Below are 16,848 nucleotides of genomic sequence, written 5' to 3' on the forward strand. Positions count from 1 at the left end.
TGCGTTTTTCGGCTTCGGTTTGTCAATCCTGCAGCACGCCGCCGGCGCTTTCCAGCGCCTCGCGCGTGTCGACATCGACGGCCGCCCCTTCGCCGATCTCGACATCGATGACGTCGAGCCCTTCGGCCTCGACCAGATGACGGGCACCGGTATCGCCTTCGAGGTGAGCGATGGCGGCGAACAGCGAGCGCGGCAGCAGCACCGGGTTGCCGCGCCGGCCATTATGAGAGGCGCGCACCACCGATCGCCCTTCGGACTTGCGGAACGCCTCGATCAGCCTGTCGAGGTCGGCCGAGGCGACGCCCGGCATATCGCCGAGGACGATCAGGGCGCCGGCGGCGTCGCCAGAAACCTTGGCGATGCCTGCCTTCAGCGACGAAGACAGACCCTCGGCGAAATCCGGATTGTCGGCGAAGGTCACATCCATGCCCGACAGTGCGCTGCACACGCGCTCGCGCTCGTGGCCGGTGACGACGATGGTGGCCGCGGCTTTCGAACCGACCGCGCGTTCGGCGGTGCGGCGGACCAGGGGCTTGCCGTCGAACAGCGCCAAAAGCTTGTTCGGCCCGCTCATGCGGCTGGAGCGGCCGGCCGCCAGAAGCACCGTCTCGACCCTTGGTTCTGCTTTGGCCGGCAGCGGCTCGCGCGGCTGCGGCCGCGTCGGAATTTCCATCAGCAGCCCGCCAACGCCCATGCCGGCAATATCCCTGGCGGTCACGTCGAGACCAGCAATCAGCCGGTCGAGCACCCAGTCGAAGCCGTTCTCCTTGGGGCTACGGGCGCAACCGGGCGCACCGATGATGCGCTTGCCGCCTAGATTGCCGAGCACCAGCAGATTGCCAGGATCGACCGGCATGCCGGCGCGAATGACGGTGCCGCTTGCCCTTTCGATGGCGGCGGGCACGACGTCGCCGAAATCGGCCATCGCCGAGGCGCCGAAGATCACCACCATATCGTTGTCGCGGATCAGCGAGGCGGCAGCCTCGGCGACGGGGCTGACCTCATGCGGGGTTCGACGCTCCGTCGTCAGCCGGCTGCCCGAACGCGCCAGGCGCGCTTCGGTGACGCGCAGCGTCTTGTCGAGCACGCTCGGCTTGATGCCGGGCAGCACCGTCTGGATGACGCCGACGCGCACCGGCTGATAGGCGTTGACCGCAAAAATCTCGCCCTCGGCGCAGATCCTTGCCACCGCATCGACCAAAGCGAAGGCGACCGCAAACGGAATGATTTTCACCGTCGCAACCATCTGACCTTTTTCGACCGGCGCATGCTGCGCCAGCGTGGCGATGGTAATCGTCGGATCGACGGCATTGATGGCGTCGATCATCGCCGCGTCGACGGTGAATATGCCGGCAGCCTGCGCGTGGAGGTTGACCCTGCCGGTCGCAGCGCGCTTCGCCTCGATGTTGCGATGGATCATATATGCGGCGAGCTTTTCGGCCGCGGCATCCTCGCTGAGATCATCGGGCGCCAACACCGCCGCGACGACCTCGGAAATCCCGGAGGCCTTCAACAGGGACACATCCTCGGCGCTTAGCCTGTGCGCCTTGCGGAAGCGGCGCTCTCCGGCTGTGGTGGCGTGCGCCAGCACTGCCCCTTCGGCCGCATCGATCGGAACGGGACCAAATTTCACGCGACCGCGCCTTTGGATTCGAGGCCGCGAGAGCGAAAGGCGTGGATCGCTTGCGCCAACACCGCGACGGCGATCTCGGCCGGGCTGGCAGCCCCAATGTCGAGGCCGATCGGTGCATGAATGCGGGCGATCTGGTCGGCGGTCGCGCCCAAGGCCAGCAAGCGTTCGACGCGTTTCGCATGGGTCTTGCGACTGCCAAGCGCCCCGACATAGAAGCAGTTGGCGTCGAGCGCCGCCTTCAGCGCGAAATCGTCGATCTTCGGATCATGAGTGAGGGCAGCCAGCGCGGTATAGCCGTCGAGCGGCTGACGCTTCAGGACATCCTCCGGCCATTCGGCATGCAGCGCGATGTCGGGAAAGCGGTCGGACGTCGCAAACGCCGTGCGCGGATCGATGATCTCGACGGGATAGCCGGCGATCCTGGCCATCGGTGCAAGCGCCTGGCTGATGTGGACGGCGCCGATCACCACCAGGCGTGGCTGCGGCAGATGTGCGTTGAGGAAGAAGGCCCGTCCCTCAGCTTCGACCGACCCGGAATTGCCGGTGCGGAATGCCTTGGCGATGGCTGCCCCGAGTTCGCCGGCAACCTGGTCGCCCTCGCGCACGATACGGTCCCGGCCGTCACCAAGATCGGTTACCAAAATCGCCGCGCGGCGGGCACGACGTTCGGCGTTGAGTGTCTTCAGCGCGTAAGGATCCATCGACAATCAGCCCAATCTTTCGACATAGACCTTGATGCGGCCGCCACAGGACAGGCCGACCTGCCACGCAGTCTCATCGGCGACCCCGAACTCCAGCATCTTCGCCTTGCCGCTATCGATGACGTCGATTGCTTCGGTCACCACTGCGCCTTCGACGCAGCCGCCCGAAACGGAGCCATGGAAATTGCCTTCGGTGTCGATGACCAGATGGCTACCGACCGGCCGCGGTGCCGAACCCCAGGTTTCGACCACGGTGGCAATGGCGACGTCCTTGCCGTCCTTTATCCAGCCCTCCGCGATGATCAGCGGGTCGCGGGCTTCATCGAGATAGACACTGTGTTCCATGATTTTCTCCCTGGGAGACATGTGGTTATGCGACGCGCTTCGCGCCAGCCTGGATCCACCGGCGCGGGTCGACCGAACGCACCGAATTCTTGTCCAGCGACGCACAGAGATCGGCGAGCGCGTCGAGATTGTGCACCGAACGGAATTCGTCGACATGCGGCAGCATCGCCCTGACGCCGCGGGCGCGCGCCTCGAAGCCGTCGAAGCGCAGCAGCGGGTTCAGCCAGATCAGCCGCCGGCAGGATTTATGCAGCCGTTCCATTTCCTCCGACAGGCCGGCGACCTCGTCGCGCTCCAGCCCATCGGTGATCAGCAGTACCACCGCGCCTTGCCCCAGCACGCGGCGCGACCAAAAACGGTTGAATTCTGCCAGCGTATCGCCGATGCGCGTGCCGCCCGACCAGTCCTTTACCGCGGCAGAACAGTCGGCGAGTGCGGCATCGGGATCGCGATGCCGCATCTGACGGGTCAGATTGGTAAGCCTGGTGCCGAAGACGAAGGCGTGCACGCGCCGGCGCTTTTCCGTCAGCGCATGCAGGAAATGCAGGAAGATCCGCGTGTACTGGCTCATAGAACCGGAAATGTCGGCAAGCACCACCAGCGGCGGATGGACTTCGCGGGGCGAGCGGAATTTAGGCAGGATCAACTCGCCGCCGGTGCGCGCAGCCGAGCGCATCATGGCGCGCGGATCAATACGGCGGCCATGCGCATCGGCTTTGAAACGCCGCGTCCGAACCATGTCGAAGGGCAGCCGCAACTGGGCGATCGCTATCTTGGCGTCGGCCATCTCGGCGGCGTTCATCTGGGCAAAATCCTTGCCTCTCAGCACCTCGTTGCCGGAGAAGGTGAAGCGCGCGTCGACCTCGATCTCGGGAACTTCCTGCGCCGGCTGGTTCTTCTGGTGACCCTCGAACATCGCCTGGCTGACGCGGTTCTCGGCCGCGCGGGGTTTTTGCTTCCCTTTGTTGTCGGGAGCGATCGGCGAAAAGATCGCCAGCATCTTTTCGATCAGCTCGTGCGACTTCCAGAACAGCCGGAAGGTCTCGTCGAAGGTGGCGTGATCTTCGTGCCTCGAGACCAGCACGGCGTGCAGCGTCCAGTAGAAATCGTCACGCGAGCCGATGCCGGCAGCGAGCACTGCCTCGATGGCGTCTTTGACCGAGGCCGGTCCGACACGCATACCGGCCTTGCGCAAGGTGCGGGAGAAATAGACGACGTTGTCGGCGATCCGCCCGTCCGCCGTTGCCTCTTTGGGTTCCGCACGCGGCATCGCCCTACTCCGCCGCCGACAGCTCGGCCTTGACCTCGTTGAGGATGCGCCGGCCTTCGCCCTCACCGATGCGGGCAATATCGTCCTGGTATTTCAGCAGCACGCCAATCGTGTCGGAAACCGTCTCAGGGTCCAACGCCACCTTGTCGAGTTCGGTCAGCGCGCCGGCCCAGTCGATGGTCTCGGCGACGCCGGGCACCTTGAACAGCTCGATCTGACGCAGCTTCTGGATGAATGAAACGACCTCGGCCGAAAGCCGGCTGTTGGCCTGCGGCACCTTTCGGCGGACGATCTCAAGCTCGCGCTCGGCATTGGGATAATCGACCCAGTGATAAAGGCAGCGCCGCTTCAGCGCGTCGTGGATTTCGCGCGTGCGGTTGGTGGTGATGACGACGATCGGCGGCTCCTCCGCCTTGATGGTGCCGAGTTCGGGCACCGTCACCTGGAAATCGGAAAGGATTTCGAGCAGGAATGCCTCGAAGGCCTCGTCGGTGCGGTCGAGTTCGTCGATCAGGAACACCGGTGCGGCGCCCGCCTTGCCAGTCAGCGCATCGAGCACCGGGCGGCGGATCAGATACTTTTCGGAAAAGACGTTGCGTTCCATGTCGGAGCGGTCGACCTTGCCGGCCGCCTCCTCCATGCGGATTTCGATCATCTGCGCGGCGTAGTTCCACTCGTAGACGGCAGACGAGACATCGAGCCCTTCATAGCATTGCAGGCGGATCAGCCTACGGCCAAGGGCCTCGGCCAGCACCTTGGCGATCTCGGTCTTGCCGACGCCGGCCTCACCCTCAAGGAACAGCGGACGCTTCATGCGCAGCGACAAAAACAGCACAGTCGCCAGCGACCGGTCCGCCACATAATCCGCACCGGTCAACAGATCGAGCGTCTCGTCGATGGTCCGCGGCACGGGGCGCGATTTCAGCTCGGTCATTTGATCTCCATGGACGCGGCCATCAAAGCCTCTACAGAGCGTGGTAGCTGCGGTCGTGATAGATCAGCGGCCGCAAATTATCGCCGATGCGCAGGCCTGTCACCTTGCCAAAAAGCACACGATGTGTGGCCAGATCCTTGGTGTCGATCAGCTCGCAGTCGAAGACGGCGAGCGCGCCCTTCAACGTCGGCGCACCGGTCGAGATGACGTCCCATTCGGCCAATGCGAAACGCTCCTCGACCGGCAGGCCGGTGATGCCGGAAAAGCCGATCGACAGCGGCTCCTGATCCGAAGCCAGCGTGTTCAGGGCAAATTTGCCGTTTTTCACAAACGGCTCGTTCTTGGGATTTTCACGATTGAGGCAGACCAGGATGGTCGGCGGTGTGTCCGACACCGAGCAGGCCGCGATCACCGTCGCGCCACGCTTGCCGGCCGGGCCATCAGTGGTGACCACATGCACATGGCCGGCAAAATGGGCCATAGCGTCGCGGTAGGCCTGCGGCCCGATTTCATTCTTCTTCAGCACCGATGATTTTCCGTTAGTCAGAACCAGCCGTTATATATGACCGCATATTGCATGCCACAAGCGAAGTGCTTGAGCTATATCCCGAATTCGCGTGTTGCGCCAAAGCTGGCCAGCCTTTAGGTCTTGACGGCATTGGCGCCGGCAAAACACGCGATCGGCGCGGAGGAATTCTTCGCTCGCATGCGACCTTGGACAACCACGATAGCGGTGCTGGCCTGGCTCTCGCTCGCCGGTAGTGCGAGTGCCGAGACGCTGCTGATCGGCGTCGCGGCGCCTTTGTCGGGGCCGTCGGCGATCCTCGGCAAACAGATCGAGGCAGGCGCGACAATGGCGGCTGAAGCGAGTGATACCGAGATCAGGACGATCGATGACGCCTGCACGGCCGCTGGCGGCGTTGCCGCCGCGCGGGAATTCGCCGCGGCCAAGGTCAAGGTCGTCATCGGTTTTCTGTGCACCGACGCAATCGAGGCGGCTCTGCCGATCCTCAAGGATGCCGACATCCCGGTGATCACCGTCGGCGTGCGCACGGAAAGCCTGACCGACCGGCGCGCCAAGACGGGATGGCCGATCTATCGTCTCGGGCCGCGCGGCGACGACGAGCGCAATGCCGTCGCCGCCACCCTCACCCGCCTATGGCAGAACGAGCTGTTCGCTATCGTCGACGATGGCACGATCTATGGCCGCGAAATGGCCGAGACGTTTCGGTCTGCCGCCGAGCAGGCGGCATTGAAGCCAGTGTTCGTCGACACGTTCCGGCCGCAGCTCGACAACCAGATCGGCCTGATCGGCCGACTGAAGAAAGCCGGCGCAACGCATGTCTTTGCCGGTGGTGACGGCGATGATGTCGCCATTATGGGCCGCGACGCCGGCCAGCTCGATACCGGCATGGTGTTTGCCGGCGGTGAAGCGCTGCGCGCGCCGCTCGGCGACGTGCCTTACGCCGTCGGCACGCTAATGATCGCGCCGCCCGAATGGGTTGACGTCGCCGACCCCAAGGTGCTGCAAAGCTTTGTCGCACAAAACATCGTGCCGGATGGTTATACGCTTCCCGCCTATGCCGCGGTCGAGATCGCCCGCGAGGCCTTTGCGGCTTCCGAAACCTCCGGCAAAAGCCTGGCTGACCTGCTTACTGGACATGACTTCACTACGGCGATCGGGCCGATCCGCTTTGACGAGAAAGGCGACCTGACGCAAAATCCTTATCGCGCCTACCGTTTCGACGGCGGCCGTTTCGTGCGGGCGGAGAGCCAATAATGTTCCATACCGGTCCGCGCAATCTCATCACCGACGTTGCCGGCTTGCGGGTTGGCAATGCGGCGAATGCCAAGCTGAAATCCGGTGTGACCACTGTCATCTGCGACGAACCGGCCGTGGCCGGCGTGCAAATCCTGGGCGGTGCGCCGGGCACCCGCGAAACCGACCTGCTCGAGCCGCACAATTCAATCCATGCCATCCACGCCGTGGTGCTTTCGGGCGGTTCGGCCTTTGGCCTCGACGCCGCGTCGGGGGTACAGGCGGCATTGCGCGAAAGAGGCATCGGCGTCGAGGTCGGCGGCTTTCGCGTGCCGATCGTGCCGGCGGCGATCCTGTTCGACCTGCGCAATGGCGGCGACAAGGATTGGGGCCGGTATCCGCCTTACCGCGACCTCGGCTACGAAGCCGCGCAAGCCGCCGCGATAGACTTTGCGCTCGGCACCGCCGGCGCGGGTGCCGGCGCGCTGAGCTCCGGTCTGAAGGGCGGGCTCGGCTCGGCCTCGACAATGCTGGACAGCGGCGTCACCATCGGCGCGCTCGCCGCCGTCAACCCGACCGGCTCGGTGACGGTCGCCGGGACCCGCCATTTCTGGGCGGCACCGTTCGAGATCGGCGACGAGTTCGGCGGCTTAGGCTATCCCCACCCGATGCCTGACGGTGCCAGAAAGATCCTGCTGAAGTTCCGTGACAAGCATGCCGCAGAGCAGGCGGAAACCGGCGCCAACACGACCATCGCCGTGATCGCCACTGATGCGGTCCTCACCAAGGCCGCCGCCAAACGCCTGGCGATATCAGCGCATGACGGCTTTGTCCGTGCCATTTGGCCGACGCACACGCCCGCCGACGGCGATCTGGTCTTCGCGCTGGCAACGGGCAAGAGCGGCATCGAGCTCGGGCCCAACGATGCAATCGATCTCTACGCAGCTGCCGGCGCGACGATGGCGCGCGCCATCAGCCGCGGCGTCTTTGCCGCGACGCCGGCCGAGGGCGATCTCTTCCCGGTCTGGTCGTCGCGCTGAACGCGCCGACGCTCATTCGGTGAGCAGTAGTCAGACTGGACTATGATCAGGTGGGGTCGGATTTTTCTTCCTCGAACGTGACCGCAACATCCGAGTTTGCCGACAGGCGCACCTTCTGGCCCTCGACCTCGGCGACGAGGCTGAGAGGAATGAAGTGGTGATGGCCCCTGTGAGCGCCCTCGCCGCTGTCGCGCTTGGTCAGCTTGATGCGATCCCCGTCGACCTTGTCGACGGTGCCGACATGGACGCCGTCGGCGCCGATCACTTCCATACGTTCGCGGATCTTGGCTGCATCGGTCATGGGGGTCTCCCTTAGGGCGCCGCGCGTCCTTTGGACGCGCAAAGGATGCTCTAAACATTTTGAATCAATGCATCGTGCCCTTCCGAAAATCGATTCTGATTTTCGGAAGGCACGATGCGGTGAAGCTGCCGACAATAACAAACGACAGCCGGATTGGATGCATCGACTTCGTGTTTCAGTTAGCACGATCTTTTGACAGCATCGTGATAGGGAATTTAACGACGTCGACTGCCTGAACGGAAAGCCCCATGCGAAATCTTGCCCTGTTTGCCGTCTGCCTGTTCGCCCAGCTTGCAACTTCGGTCGCTGCCTACGCAGGCGATGTCGCCGAGCTTGAGATCCTCGGCTTCAGCCGTGACCGCGGCATCTTCGCCTTCGAAGAATATGGCGTCCAGGACGGATCGGGATTCCCGTATGCCAACCGCTATTACATCGACACGGCCGACGACAGTTTTCTCAAGGGATCGCCGATCCGAGTCCGGCTCGAAGACGAGAATGCCATGGTGGACGCAGCGCGGCTGCAGGCTCGGCAAAAGGGCGAAGCGATCGTCAGTCAGGCGGAACTCACGGCAAATCGCGGCATCACCGCCGGCTTCAACCCGGTGACCGAGCTTTCTGCCGATCCCTTCCGCATGGTGGTCAATCCGCGCCCGATCTTTTCGCCGGTCGACGATCCGCTCGAGTTCCGGCTCGACCAGATCGGCATGAATGACACCGAACGCTGCCAGAGCCAGGGCGAGATCAACGGCTTTCGCCTGCTGCGCATCGAGGCGAAGGACGGCGGCCAGACGAGGATTATTCACGAGGACAAATCAATCCCGCAAAGCCGCGGCTGTCCGAATGGGCACCAGATCGGCGCGGTCCAGACATTTTCACTGGATAGCCTCAGCGCCTATGCCGTGCTGATCGCGGTGCGCCAATACGGCTTCGAAGGGCCGGACTATCGCTGGATCGCGGTAACCGGTCGCCTGTGACGTTCCCCGCCATGCGCTATCGCGCTCTGCGCCGTCTCCGCCGCTCCTTGCCGCCGCTGCGCACCGCTTTTGTCGGTGCCTTGTTGTGGGCCATGGCGATGGGCGCCAGCGCGCTGCTCAATCTGCAGCTGTACGATTGGGAGACCCCGGCGAAGGTCCGCTTCGTCTCGCTGCTTTATGCTGCCGGCGGCGCGCTGGCCTTCCCGGTTGGGCTGTTTCTGGCGCGACTCGTCTCCCTCGGACGCAACTGGGAGATCGCCCTCGCTGCCGCCTTCGTCTGCCTTCTCACCGTGACTATCGCCTTCACCGGCGGCCTCTTTGGGCTGCAATACCGCTCCTACTATGTCCAATGGCATGCGCCCGCGCTCACCATCACCTGGGTTTTCCAGTTCGTGTTCACGATGTTGACGGCGCTCTACCAGTTCGTCGTCCTCGGCATCCGGCTGTATTTTCCGCTCGGTTTCATTGCGCTGGCTGTCGCCAGTGTCTGGTTTGCGCGCCAGCAACGTTGAGCATTTTGCTTGCCTCTGTTAGGACGCGGGCAAATGCTCTTGCAAGTCAGGACCGACTGATGATCCCTCGCTACTCCCGGCCGGAAATGGTGGCCATCTGGTCGCCCGAAACCCGGTTCCGCATCTGGTTCGAGATCGAGGCCTACGCCTGCGACGCATTGGCCGAGCTCGGCGTCATCCCGAAGGAGGCCGCCAAGACCATTTGGGAGAAAGGCGGGGCGGCGAAATTCGATGTCGAAGCCATCGACGAGATCGAACGCGTCACCAAGCACGACGTCATCGCCTTTCTCACCCATCTTGCCGAATTCGTCGGGCCGGATGCCCGCTTCATCCATCAGGGCATGACATCCTCCGACGTTCTCGACACCTGTTTTGCCGTGCAGCTCACCCGGGCCAGCGACATCCTCCTGGCCGACATTGACGGGCTGCTTGCGGCGCTCAAGCGCCGCGCCTTCGAGCACAAGGATACGATTACCATCGGCCGCAGCCACGGCATCCATGCCGAGCCGACCACTTTCGGCGTCAAGCTGGCGCAGGCCTATGCCGAATTCTCGCGCTGCCGCGAGAGGCTGGTGCACGCACGCGAGGACATCGCCACCTGCGCCATCTCGGGTGCGGTCGGCACCTTCGCCAATATCGACCCCTATGTCGAAGAGTACGTGGCCAAGAAACTTGGGCTGAAGCCCGAGCCGGTGTCGACGCAGGTGATCCCGCGCGACCGCCATGCGATGTTCTTCGCCACGCTCGGCGTCATCGCCTCGTCGATCGAGCGGCTGGCGATCGAGATGCGCCATCTGCAGCGCACCGAGGTACTGGAGGCGGAGGAGTATTTTTCGCCCGGACAAAAGGGCTCGTCGGCGATGCCGCACAAGCGCAACCCGGTGCTGACCGAGAACCTCACCGGCCTTGCTCGCATGGTGCGCTCCTTCGCGCTGCCGGCAATGGAGAATGTGGCGCTGTGGCACGAGCGCGACATCTCGCACTCGTCGGTCGAGCGCATGATCGGGCCCGACGCGACGGTGACGCTCGATTTCGCGCTGTCACGGCTGACCAGCGTCATCGACAAACTGCTGGTCTACCCCGACAACATGCTGAAGAACATGAACAAGTTCCGCGGCCTCGTGCATTCGCAGCGCGTGCTGCTGGCGCTGACGCAAGCCGGCATTTCGCGTGAGGAAGCCTACCGGCTGGTGCAGCGCAATGCCATGAAGGTGTGGGAGCAAGGCGCTGATTTCCTTGAGGAACTTTTGGCCGACAAGGACGTTGTTGCAGCCCTGCCTGAGGCCGAGATCCGCGAGAAATTCGACTTGGGCTATCATACCAAGCATGTCGACACGATCTTCAGCCGAGTGTTCGGAGAAGCCTGATGATTTCGGCGGCCGGAGATTTCGATTTTCTTGCCCTGCCCGGCCGCGGCAATTCCGGACCGGATCATTGGATGTCGCATTGGTGCAGGGTGCTCCCCAATTCGAGCCGCGTGCTGCAGGCAGAGTGGGACCGGCCGAAGCCTGAAGACTGGATCGGCCAGGTGGATGCTGCGGTGGCCGCCGCACCGCGCCGCATCGTGCTGCTTGCACATTCGCTGGCAGTGGCGACGGCGGTGAAGTGGGCTTCCGGGGCCAGTCAAAGCCAGCTCGACAAGGTCGCGGCGGCGTTCCTGGTCGCCGCGACCAATGTCGAGGATACCGATCCCTCATTCGACGCGGTGCGCCCGTTCGCGCCGATGCCGCTGAAGCGCCTGCCCTTCCCGGCATTGGTGGTGGCCAGCCGCAGCGACCCGCGCGTCACCTTCGACAAGGCGACCGCTTTTGCCGCAGCCTGGGGCGCGGATATCGCCGATGCCGGCGATCTCGGCCATATGGGAAACGAGGCCCGCCTGGGCGTATGGCCAGCGGGCCTGCTGATGCTAGGACGCTTACTCGAGAAGGCTAACCTCTAGCCTACGCCTTACCGGGAACCGTCCTTATCACTGTGCCCCACGGATCCTCGCGGGTAGTGTCGCTCGCGGCATTGTCCGAACGCATCTCGACCCAGGCCAGGCCGGAGCGGGAGGGATCTCGGCGACCGGCACCCGGGCTCTGCCACGCATTTGCGCCAATGTGGTGATGATAGCCGCCGGACGACAGGAACACCGCCGCGCCACCATATTTTGCCACCGTGTCGAAACCGAACTCCTGGTGCCACCATGCTTCGGCTTCTTCCGGCCTGCCGACCCGCAAATGGACGTGGCCGATAATGCTGTTTTCCGGCGCGCCCTGCCAGCCGGTGTCGCCGGCCGGCACTTCGGCAACCACCGAAGGGATGTTCAGCCGCTCCGTCGCCATCGCGATCTTGTCGCCGTTCCATTTCCAGTCCTGCGGACGGCGGTCGGCATAGATCTCGATGCCGTTGCCTTCCGGGTCGGTCAGATAAAGCGCCTCGCTGACCAGATGATCGGACGCGCCCTCGATGCCAATCTTGCCGGCGATGGCGTGATTGATCCAGCGGCCGAGATCGGCCCGACTGGGTAGTAGGAAGGCGGTGTGGAAAAGACCGGCGCTGCGCGGGTCATCCGGTTTCGCAGCCGGATCCGCTTCGATGTCGAGCAAAGGACGATTGACTGCGCCGAGCGTGATCGTGCCGCCGGAGCGGCTCAGTTCCTGCAAACCGACGACTTTGCGATAGTAGGCAGCGAGATTTTCTGCATGGCGCGCCCGCAAGCCGACGCGGGCAACGCTGACCGGGGTCGTCGCGGCAAAAGGCAGTTCGCTCATCAAAGTGCTCCGTTCAGGCGGCGCTCGACAAGCTTCCAACAGAGGAACCCGGCGCCATCAATCATTCTACGCCGTGTCCGTGCCAAAATCTCGGAACAGCCATTCTTTCCTGGCGACAGATCGTCGATCGCGATCGTTCACACAAGAGCGCAAGAAGCGAACATGGTGTTCACAATAGCGAGCAGAACCGGGCTCGTGAGAGGCCGTTTGCGTGTCGCTGTTGAGTTTATACCCGGTTGCACCCGACAGCGCCTCTCGCTACATGCGCGCCATGAAAGTCAGGGAAGCAGATATTCTCATCGTGCCGGGCTACACCAATTCCGGCCCCGATCATTGGCAGAGCCGCTGGCAGTCGAAACTATCGACAGCGCGCCGCGTCGAACAGGCGGAATGGTCGAAGCCGGTGCGCGAGGATTGGACGGCCGGTGTCGCCAAGGCGGTTAACGAGGCCGAGCGGCCGGTCGTCATCGTCGCCCATTCGCTTGGCGTCGCCGCGGTCATCCAGGCCTTGTCTCGGTTCGAGCGGCCGGTCGCCGGCGCTTTTTTCGTGGCGCCGCCCGATGTCGCCAATCCAAAGATAAAGCCGAGGCACCTGATGACCTTCGGTCCCTATCCGCGTGACCCGCTGCCGTTTCCGTCGGTGGTGATCGCCAGCCGCAACGACCCGTTCTGCGCCTTCGGCGTCGCCGAGGACATTGCCGCGGCTTGGGGCTCGCTGTTCATCGACGCCGGCGATGCCGGCCATCTCAACGCGGATTCCGGCTTTGGCCCCTGGCCCGAAGGGTCGATGACGTTCGCGAAATTCCTGACGGATCTCTAGGAAGCGATTGAACCCCTGACGCTGCTCAGCAGGGTCTTTGCCCCAAGCGAAATCAGCGAATGCTCGGAACCCATCGCCAGCAGCCGGTAACCCATCGACACCACGCGACCGGCGATGGCCGGTTCCATCACATAGATCGCCGCATGCTTGCCGGCTTTGCGGGTGCGCTCGGCGATCGAGGCGACGGTCTCCATCATGCTCTCCAGCGTCGAACTGACGGTGGTTCCCTTCGACCAGGCGATCGAGAAATCCGACGGGCCGAGGAAGATCCCGTCGATACCCGGCGTGTCGAGAATGCCGTCGAGTGCATCAAGCGCGGCGCGCGTTTCGACCATGGCGAACGCCATGGTGCGCTGGTTACTGTCGCGCAGCCAGTCGGCATAATCGCCCTTGCCATGGCGCGGAAAGGCATAGGTCGGCCCCCAGGAGCGCTCGCCGAGTGGCGGGTATTTCATGGCGGCGGCAAACAGCTTTGCGTCCGCCACCGAATTCACCATCGGGGCGATCACAGCCTCGGCGCCGAAGTCGAGCGCGCGGCTGGCCATGTCGAAGCGGCCGACCGGGATGCGCACCAGCGCCGGCTTGTTGGCCGCCAGCACCGGCACAAGCCCGCGCAGCACGCTGTCCTCGTGATGGCCACCATGCTGCATGTCGAGCGTAACCGCGTCGAACCCTTGTCTGGCCAATATCTCGACAGTCAGGGCATCCGGCACGCCGGACCATGCGGTGAACAGCGTCTCGTCGGCCGCCAGGCGTGACTTCAGGGACATTGGTGATTTCCTCTTTGCTTGCAGCAATTCAGCCGGAAATGACCGCAAAGGCAAAGAAAAACCGCCCGGTTAGGCCGGGCGGTCGATTGGTCCAGCATTCGATCGATGTCGGTGGAAGGATCAGGTGTTCTTGATCTGCTCAATCGCCTGCGCCATCAATTCATCCATGGTGCGGCGGATCTGATGGTCCGACTGGTCGATGCCGGCTGCATCGAAATCCTTGCGTATCTTGCGGAAAACGTCGTGATCGCCGGCTTCCTCGATGTCGCTGACGACCACTTCCCTGGCATAGGCGTCGGCCTCGGCGCCTGACTTGCCGAGCTTTTCGGCAGCCCACAGGCCGAGCGCTCTGTTGCGGCGTGCCGCAGCCTTGAATCGAAGTTCCTCGTCGAATGCGAATTTGCGCTCAAAGCCCTCTTCGCGGTCTTTCATGCTGCTCATGGCATCCCTCCGTGAAATCCGATTCGTTGTGCCAATATGTGTTGCCGGAGCACAAACCAAAAGGGCGCCGGCCGGTCAATATGCTACATTGCCTGCTGCGCTGCGGCATTTCGGTCCCCGAAAGCGGTTGATTGAAAGGATTTGCCGATTGAGCAAACAGTGCGATTGGGATAGACACCGGCATTGAACCCCACCGTCGCCATCTTATTTTAGGCAGACGGACAGGAACTGGTCGCTTGCCGCCTGCCCGCAAATCCAGAGAAAAATCAGATGAAAAATCGCCGCCGCATTTATGAAGGCAAGGCCAAGATCCTTTATGAGGGACCGGAGCCTGGCACGCTGATCCAGTTCTTCAAGGACGACGCCACCGCTTTCAACAAGAAGAAGCATGAAATCGTCGATGGCAAAGGCGTGCTCAACAACCGCATTTCCGAGCACATCTTCAATCATCTCAACCGGATGGGCATTCCGACCCACTTCATCCGCCGGCTCAACATGCGCGAGCAGTTGATCAAGGAAGTCGAGATCATCCCGCTCGAAGTGGTGGTGCGCAACGTCGCCGCCGGCTCGCTGGCCAAGCGCTTGGGCATCGAGGAAGGCACCGTGCTGCCGCGCTCGATCATCGAATTCTATTACAAGGCCGATGCGCTCGACGATCCGATGGTATCGGAAGAGCACATCACCGCCTTCGGCTGGGCGAGCCCGCAGGAGATCGACGACGTCATGGCGCTGGCCATTCGCGTCAACGACTTCCTTTCCGGCCTGTTCATGGGCGTCGGGATCCAGCTCGTCGATTTCAAAATCGAATGCGGCCGCCTGTTCGAAGGCGATATGATGCGCATCGTCGTCGCCGACGAGATCTCGCCGGATTCCTGCCGGCTGTGGGACGTGGCGACCCAGGACAAGCTCGACAAGGACCGCTTCCGCCGCGACATGGGCGGGCTCGTCGAAGCCTATCAGGAAGTTGCCCGCCGCCTCGGCATCATGAACGAGAACGAACCGCCGCGCCCTGCCGGACCGGTGCTCGTCGCATCGACCGACGGTGTCAAAGGCAAGCCGCACTGACGGCTTGCCCGCTCAACAGGTGAACAGGAGCATGTCCAGCGTGATCAAGGCCCGCATTACCGTAACCCTCAAGAACGGCGTGCTCGACCCACAAGGCAAGGCAATCGAGCATGCGCTTTCCGGAATGGGTTTCGGCGGCGTCGGCCAGGTGCGGCAAGGCAAGGTTTTCGATATCGAGCTTGCCGAGGGCGACAAGGCCAAGGCCGAGGCCGATCTGAAAGCTATGTGCGACAAGCTTCTGGCGAATACGGTGATTGAGAATTACGCGGTGGAGATCGGCTGAGCTTGTCGAAAGACATCCAGATATCGAAGTTCATGAGTCTTGTTTTACGCCATGCTCCCCATGAAGCGGGGCTGACTTTGGATGAGAACGGTTGGACTGATTTCAACAAACTTTGCGCGGCGATTCAGGCGAAGTTCGGCACATCCGCCGCCGAGGTTGTTCGGATCATCGACGAGAACCCGAAAAAGCGCTTTGCAATCGACGGTGATCGTGTCCGTGCGGTTCAAGGCCACAGTGTCGAGATTGATCTCGGCCTGTCGCCATCAATTCCTCCAACAGTCTTATATCACGGCACCAAGGAAGAGTTTCTCCCCAGCATCTTACGAGAAGGCTTGATCAGCCAGTCTCGGCAGCACGTTCATTTGTCAAAAGACATTGAAACAGCTGTGATCGTCGCACAGCGCCGCAAGGGGAGAAGTGTTATCCTGCGGATCGACTCGGAAAACATGGCCAAAAACGGCGCCTTATTTTTTCTTTCCGAAAATGGCGTCTGGCTGACCAGCCATGTTTTGCCGCGATATCTGTTCCAACTCAACGAGCATGAATTCTCATGAAATCAGCCGTCGTCCTGCTCCCCGGCCTTAATCGCGACCGTGACATGATCGCGGCGCTGACCAAGATTTCCGGCACGCCGCCGGTCACCGTCTGGCAGACCGACACTGAAATTCCCGATGTCGACCTGATCGCCATTCCCGGCGGCTTTTCCTTTGGCGATTATCTGCGCTGCGGCGCTATTGCCGCGCGCATGCCGGTGATGCGGGCTGTGGCCGAAAAGGCGGCCAAGGGCGTCACGGTCATCGGCGTCTGCAACGGCTTCCAGATCCTGGTCGAGGCCGGCCTGTTGCCGGGTGCATTGATGCGCAACACCTCGCTGAAATTCGTCTGCCGGCAAGTCAAGCTGCAGATCGCCAATGCCAACACGATGTTCACCCGCCGCTATCAGCCGGGCCAGGTCATCCGCGCGCCGGTGGCGCATCATGACGGCAATTATTTTGCTGATGCCGAAACGCTGGCCCGCCTCGAAGGCGAAGGCCAGGTGGTGTTCCGATATGCCGAAGGCACCAATCCCAACGGCTCGATCAACGACATTGCCGGCATTGTCAACGGCCGTGGCAATGTGCTCGGCCTGATGCCGCATCCCGAGAACCTGATTGAAGCGGCGCATGGCGGCAGCGACGGCCGGGCGCTGTTCGAAAGCGCGCTGGGCATCGCCGCTTGATGCATTCAATCTTCCTCCTGGAGCGACG

The 16,848-nt window shown here is 62.8% G+C and carries 21 protein-coding genes; 11 read left to right on the forward strand and 10 right to left on the reverse strand.

Features of this window, described 5'->3' with window-relative positions; genetic code table 11:
* Window positions 1-22: 22 nt before the first annotated feature.
* The 6 genes from NKH63_RS08495 to NKH63_RS08520 are packed head-to-tail and all read right to left on the reverse strand — an operon-like array spanning window position 23 to window position 5,409.
* A complete protein-coding gene (locus tag NKH63_RS08495; protein WP_352481161.1) occupies window positions 23-1,633 on the reverse strand; it encodes an NTP transferase domain-containing protein in 1,611 nt (536 codons plus the stop codon).
* Window positions 1,630-2,334, reverse strand: coding sequence for an XdhC family protein (locus NKH63_RS08500; RefSeq protein WP_352481162.1), 705 nt, complete (start codon window positions 2,332-2,334; stop codon window positions 1,630-1,632). Before NKH63_RS08500 ends, NKH63_RS08495 begins: the two co-directional genes overlap by 4 nt.
* Before the next feature lie 6 nt (window positions 2,335-2,340).
* Window positions 2,341-2,679 carry an XdhC family protein gene (locus tag NKH63_RS08505; protein WP_352481163.1) on the reverse strand — a complete coding sequence of 113 codons (339 nt, stop codon included), beginning with the start codon at window positions 2,677-2,679 and terminating at the stop codon, window positions 2,341-2,343.
* Between the two features lie 25 nt (window positions 2,680-2,704).
* The gene (locus tag NKH63_RS08510; protein ID WP_352481164.1) at window positions 2,705-3,949 is read right to left on the reverse strand and encodes a vWA domain-containing protein; all 1,245 of its coding nucleotides are present in this window, start codon (window positions 3,947-3,949) and stop codon (window positions 2,705-2,707) included.
* Between the two features lie 4 nt (window positions 3,950-3,953).
* Window positions 3,954-4,883 carry an AAA family ATPase gene (locus NKH63_RS08515; RefSeq protein ID WP_352481165.1) on the reverse strand — a complete coding sequence of 310 codons (930 nt, stop codon included), beginning with the start codon at window positions 4,881-4,883 and terminating at the stop codon, window positions 3,954-3,956.
* 31 nt (window positions 4,884-4,914) lie between these two features.
* Window positions 4,915-5,409, reverse strand: a complete 495-nt coding sequence (locus tag NKH63_RS08520; RefSeq protein ID WP_352587690.1) for a flavin reductase — start codon at window positions 5,407-5,409, stop codon at window positions 4,915-4,917.
* A 180-nt stretch (window positions 5,410-5,589) separates the two neighbouring features.
* Between NKH63_RS08520 and NKH63_RS08525 the strand changes: the two genes are divergently transcribed.
* Both NKH63_RS08525 and NKH63_RS08530 read left to right on the forward strand, forming a co-directional pair.
* Complete coding sequence (locus tag NKH63_RS08525) at window positions 5,590-6,663, forward strand: branched-chain amino acid ABC transporter substrate-binding protein (RefSeq protein WP_023717401.1); 1,074 nt, start codon at window positions 5,590-5,592, stop codon at window positions 6,661-6,663.
* Window positions 6,663-7,682 (forward strand): P1 family peptidase, encoded by a 1,020-nt coding sequence (locus NKH63_RS08530; protein ID WP_352481167.1) that lies wholly within the window; start codon window positions 6,663-6,665, stop codon window positions 7,680-7,682. Before NKH63_RS08525 ends, NKH63_RS08530 begins: the two co-directional genes overlap by 1 nt.
* Window positions 7,683-7,728: 46 nt before the next feature.
* Here NKH63_RS08530 and NKH63_RS08535 read toward each other — a convergent pair whose 3' ends face one another.
* Entirely contained in the window at window positions 7,729-7,983 is a 255-nt protein-coding gene (locus NKH63_RS08535; RefSeq protein ID WP_254817658.1) for a DUF2171 domain-containing protein, read from the reverse strand.
* Window positions 7,984-8,231: 248 nt separating this feature from the next.
* On the opposite strand from NKH63_RS08535, the gene NKH63_RS08540 reads away from it, so the two are divergent.
* The 4 genes from NKH63_RS08540 to NKH63_RS08555 are packed head-to-tail and all read left to right on the forward strand — an operon-like array spanning window position 8,232 to window position 11,408.
* On the forward strand, window positions 8,232-8,957 hold the full coding sequence (locus NKH63_RS08540) for a DUF2259 domain-containing protein (protein ID WP_352481168.1): 726 nt from the start codon (window positions 8,232-8,234) through the stop codon (window positions 8,955-8,957).
* Between the two features lie 11 nt (window positions 8,958-8,968).
* The gene (locus tag NKH63_RS08545; protein WP_031193518.1) at window positions 8,969-9,469 is read left to right on the forward strand and encodes a hypothetical protein; all 501 of its coding nucleotides are present in this window, start codon (window positions 8,969-8,971) and stop codon (window positions 9,467-9,469) included.
* 59 nt (window positions 9,470-9,528) lie between these two features.
* Complete coding sequence (gene purB / locus NKH63_RS08550) at window positions 9,529-10,836, forward strand: adenylosuccinate lyase (protein ID WP_023717395.1); 1,308 nt, start codon at window positions 9,529-9,531, stop codon at window positions 10,834-10,836.
* Window positions 10,836-11,408 carry an RBBP9/YdeN family alpha/beta hydrolase gene (locus NKH63_RS08555; protein ID WP_023717394.1) on the forward strand — a complete coding sequence of 191 codons (573 nt, stop codon included), beginning with the start codon at window positions 10,836-10,838 and terminating at the stop codon, window positions 11,406-11,408. Before purB ends, NKH63_RS08555 begins: the two co-directional genes overlap by 1 nt.
* A gap of 1 nt (window position 11,409) precedes the next feature.
* On the opposite strand, the gene NKH63_RS08560 is transcribed toward NKH63_RS08555, so the two are convergent.
* Window positions 11,410-12,222 (reverse strand): VOC family protein, encoded by an 813-nt coding sequence (locus NKH63_RS08560; protein ID WP_023717393.1) that lies wholly within the window; start codon window positions 12,220-12,222, stop codon window positions 11,410-11,412.
* 271 nt (window positions 12,223-12,493) lie between these two features.
* Here NKH63_RS08560 and NKH63_RS08565 point away from each other — a divergent pair, with 271 nt between their 5' ends.
* Complete coding sequence (locus NKH63_RS08565; protein WP_023717392.1) at window positions 12,494-13,042, forward strand: RBBP9/YdeN family alpha/beta hydrolase; 549 nt, start codon at window positions 12,494-12,496, stop codon at window positions 13,040-13,042.
* Here the strand turns inward: NKH63_RS08565 and NKH63_RS08570 are convergent.
* Together NKH63_RS08570 and NKH63_RS08575 are read right to left on the reverse strand one after the other, a co-directional pair.
* A complete protein-coding gene (locus NKH63_RS08570) occupies window positions 13,039-13,812 on the reverse strand; it encodes an HpcH/HpaI aldolase family protein (protein ID WP_023717391.1) in 774 nt (257 codons plus the stop codon). The two genes, NKH63_RS08565 and NKH63_RS08570, sit on opposite strands and share 4 nt — an antisense overlap.
* 120 nt (window positions 13,813-13,932) lie before the next feature.
* Entirely contained in the window at window positions 13,933-14,253 is a 321-nt protein-coding gene (locus tag NKH63_RS08575; RefSeq protein ID WP_023717390.1) for a DUF1476 domain-containing protein, read from the reverse strand.
* Window positions 14,254-14,523: 270 nt separating this feature from the next.
* On the opposite strand from NKH63_RS08575, the gene purC reads away from it, so the two are divergent.
* Genes purC through purQ form a run of 4 tightly spaced genes read left to right on the forward strand, consistent with a single transcriptional unit; the run spans window position 14,524 to window position 16,820 of the window.
* Entirely contained in the window at window positions 14,524-15,318 is a 795-nt protein-coding gene (purC, locus tag NKH63_RS08580) for a phosphoribosylaminoimidazolesuccinocarboxamide synthase (RefSeq protein WP_023674725.1), read from the forward strand.
* A 40-nt stretch (window positions 15,319-15,358) separates the two neighbouring features.
* Complete coding sequence (gene purS, locus NKH63_RS08585) at window positions 15,359-15,601, forward strand: phosphoribosylformylglycinamidine synthase subunit PurS (protein WP_023717389.1); 243 nt, start codon at window positions 15,359-15,361, stop codon at window positions 15,599-15,601.
* Window positions 15,598-16,155, forward strand: a complete 558-nt coding sequence (locus tag NKH63_RS08590; RefSeq protein ID WP_352481308.1) for an RNA 2'-phosphotransferase — start codon at window positions 15,598-15,600, stop codon at window positions 16,153-16,155. The genes purS and NKH63_RS08590 overlap by 4 nt, the downstream gene beginning before the upstream one ends.
* Window positions 16,152-16,820, forward strand: a complete 669-nt coding sequence (gene purQ / locus NKH63_RS08595) for a phosphoribosylformylglycinamidine synthase subunit PurQ (RefSeq protein WP_352481169.1) — start codon at window positions 16,152-16,154, stop codon at window positions 16,818-16,820. Before NKH63_RS08590 ends, purQ begins: the two co-directional genes overlap by 4 nt.
* The last annotated feature ends 28 nt before the right edge of the window (window positions 16,821-16,848 follow it).

It is taken from the genome of Mesorhizobium sp. M0960, assembly GCF_040319055.1.
Lineage (GTDB): Bacteria > Pseudomonadota > Alphaproteobacteria > Rhizobiales > Rhizobiaceae > Mesorhizobium.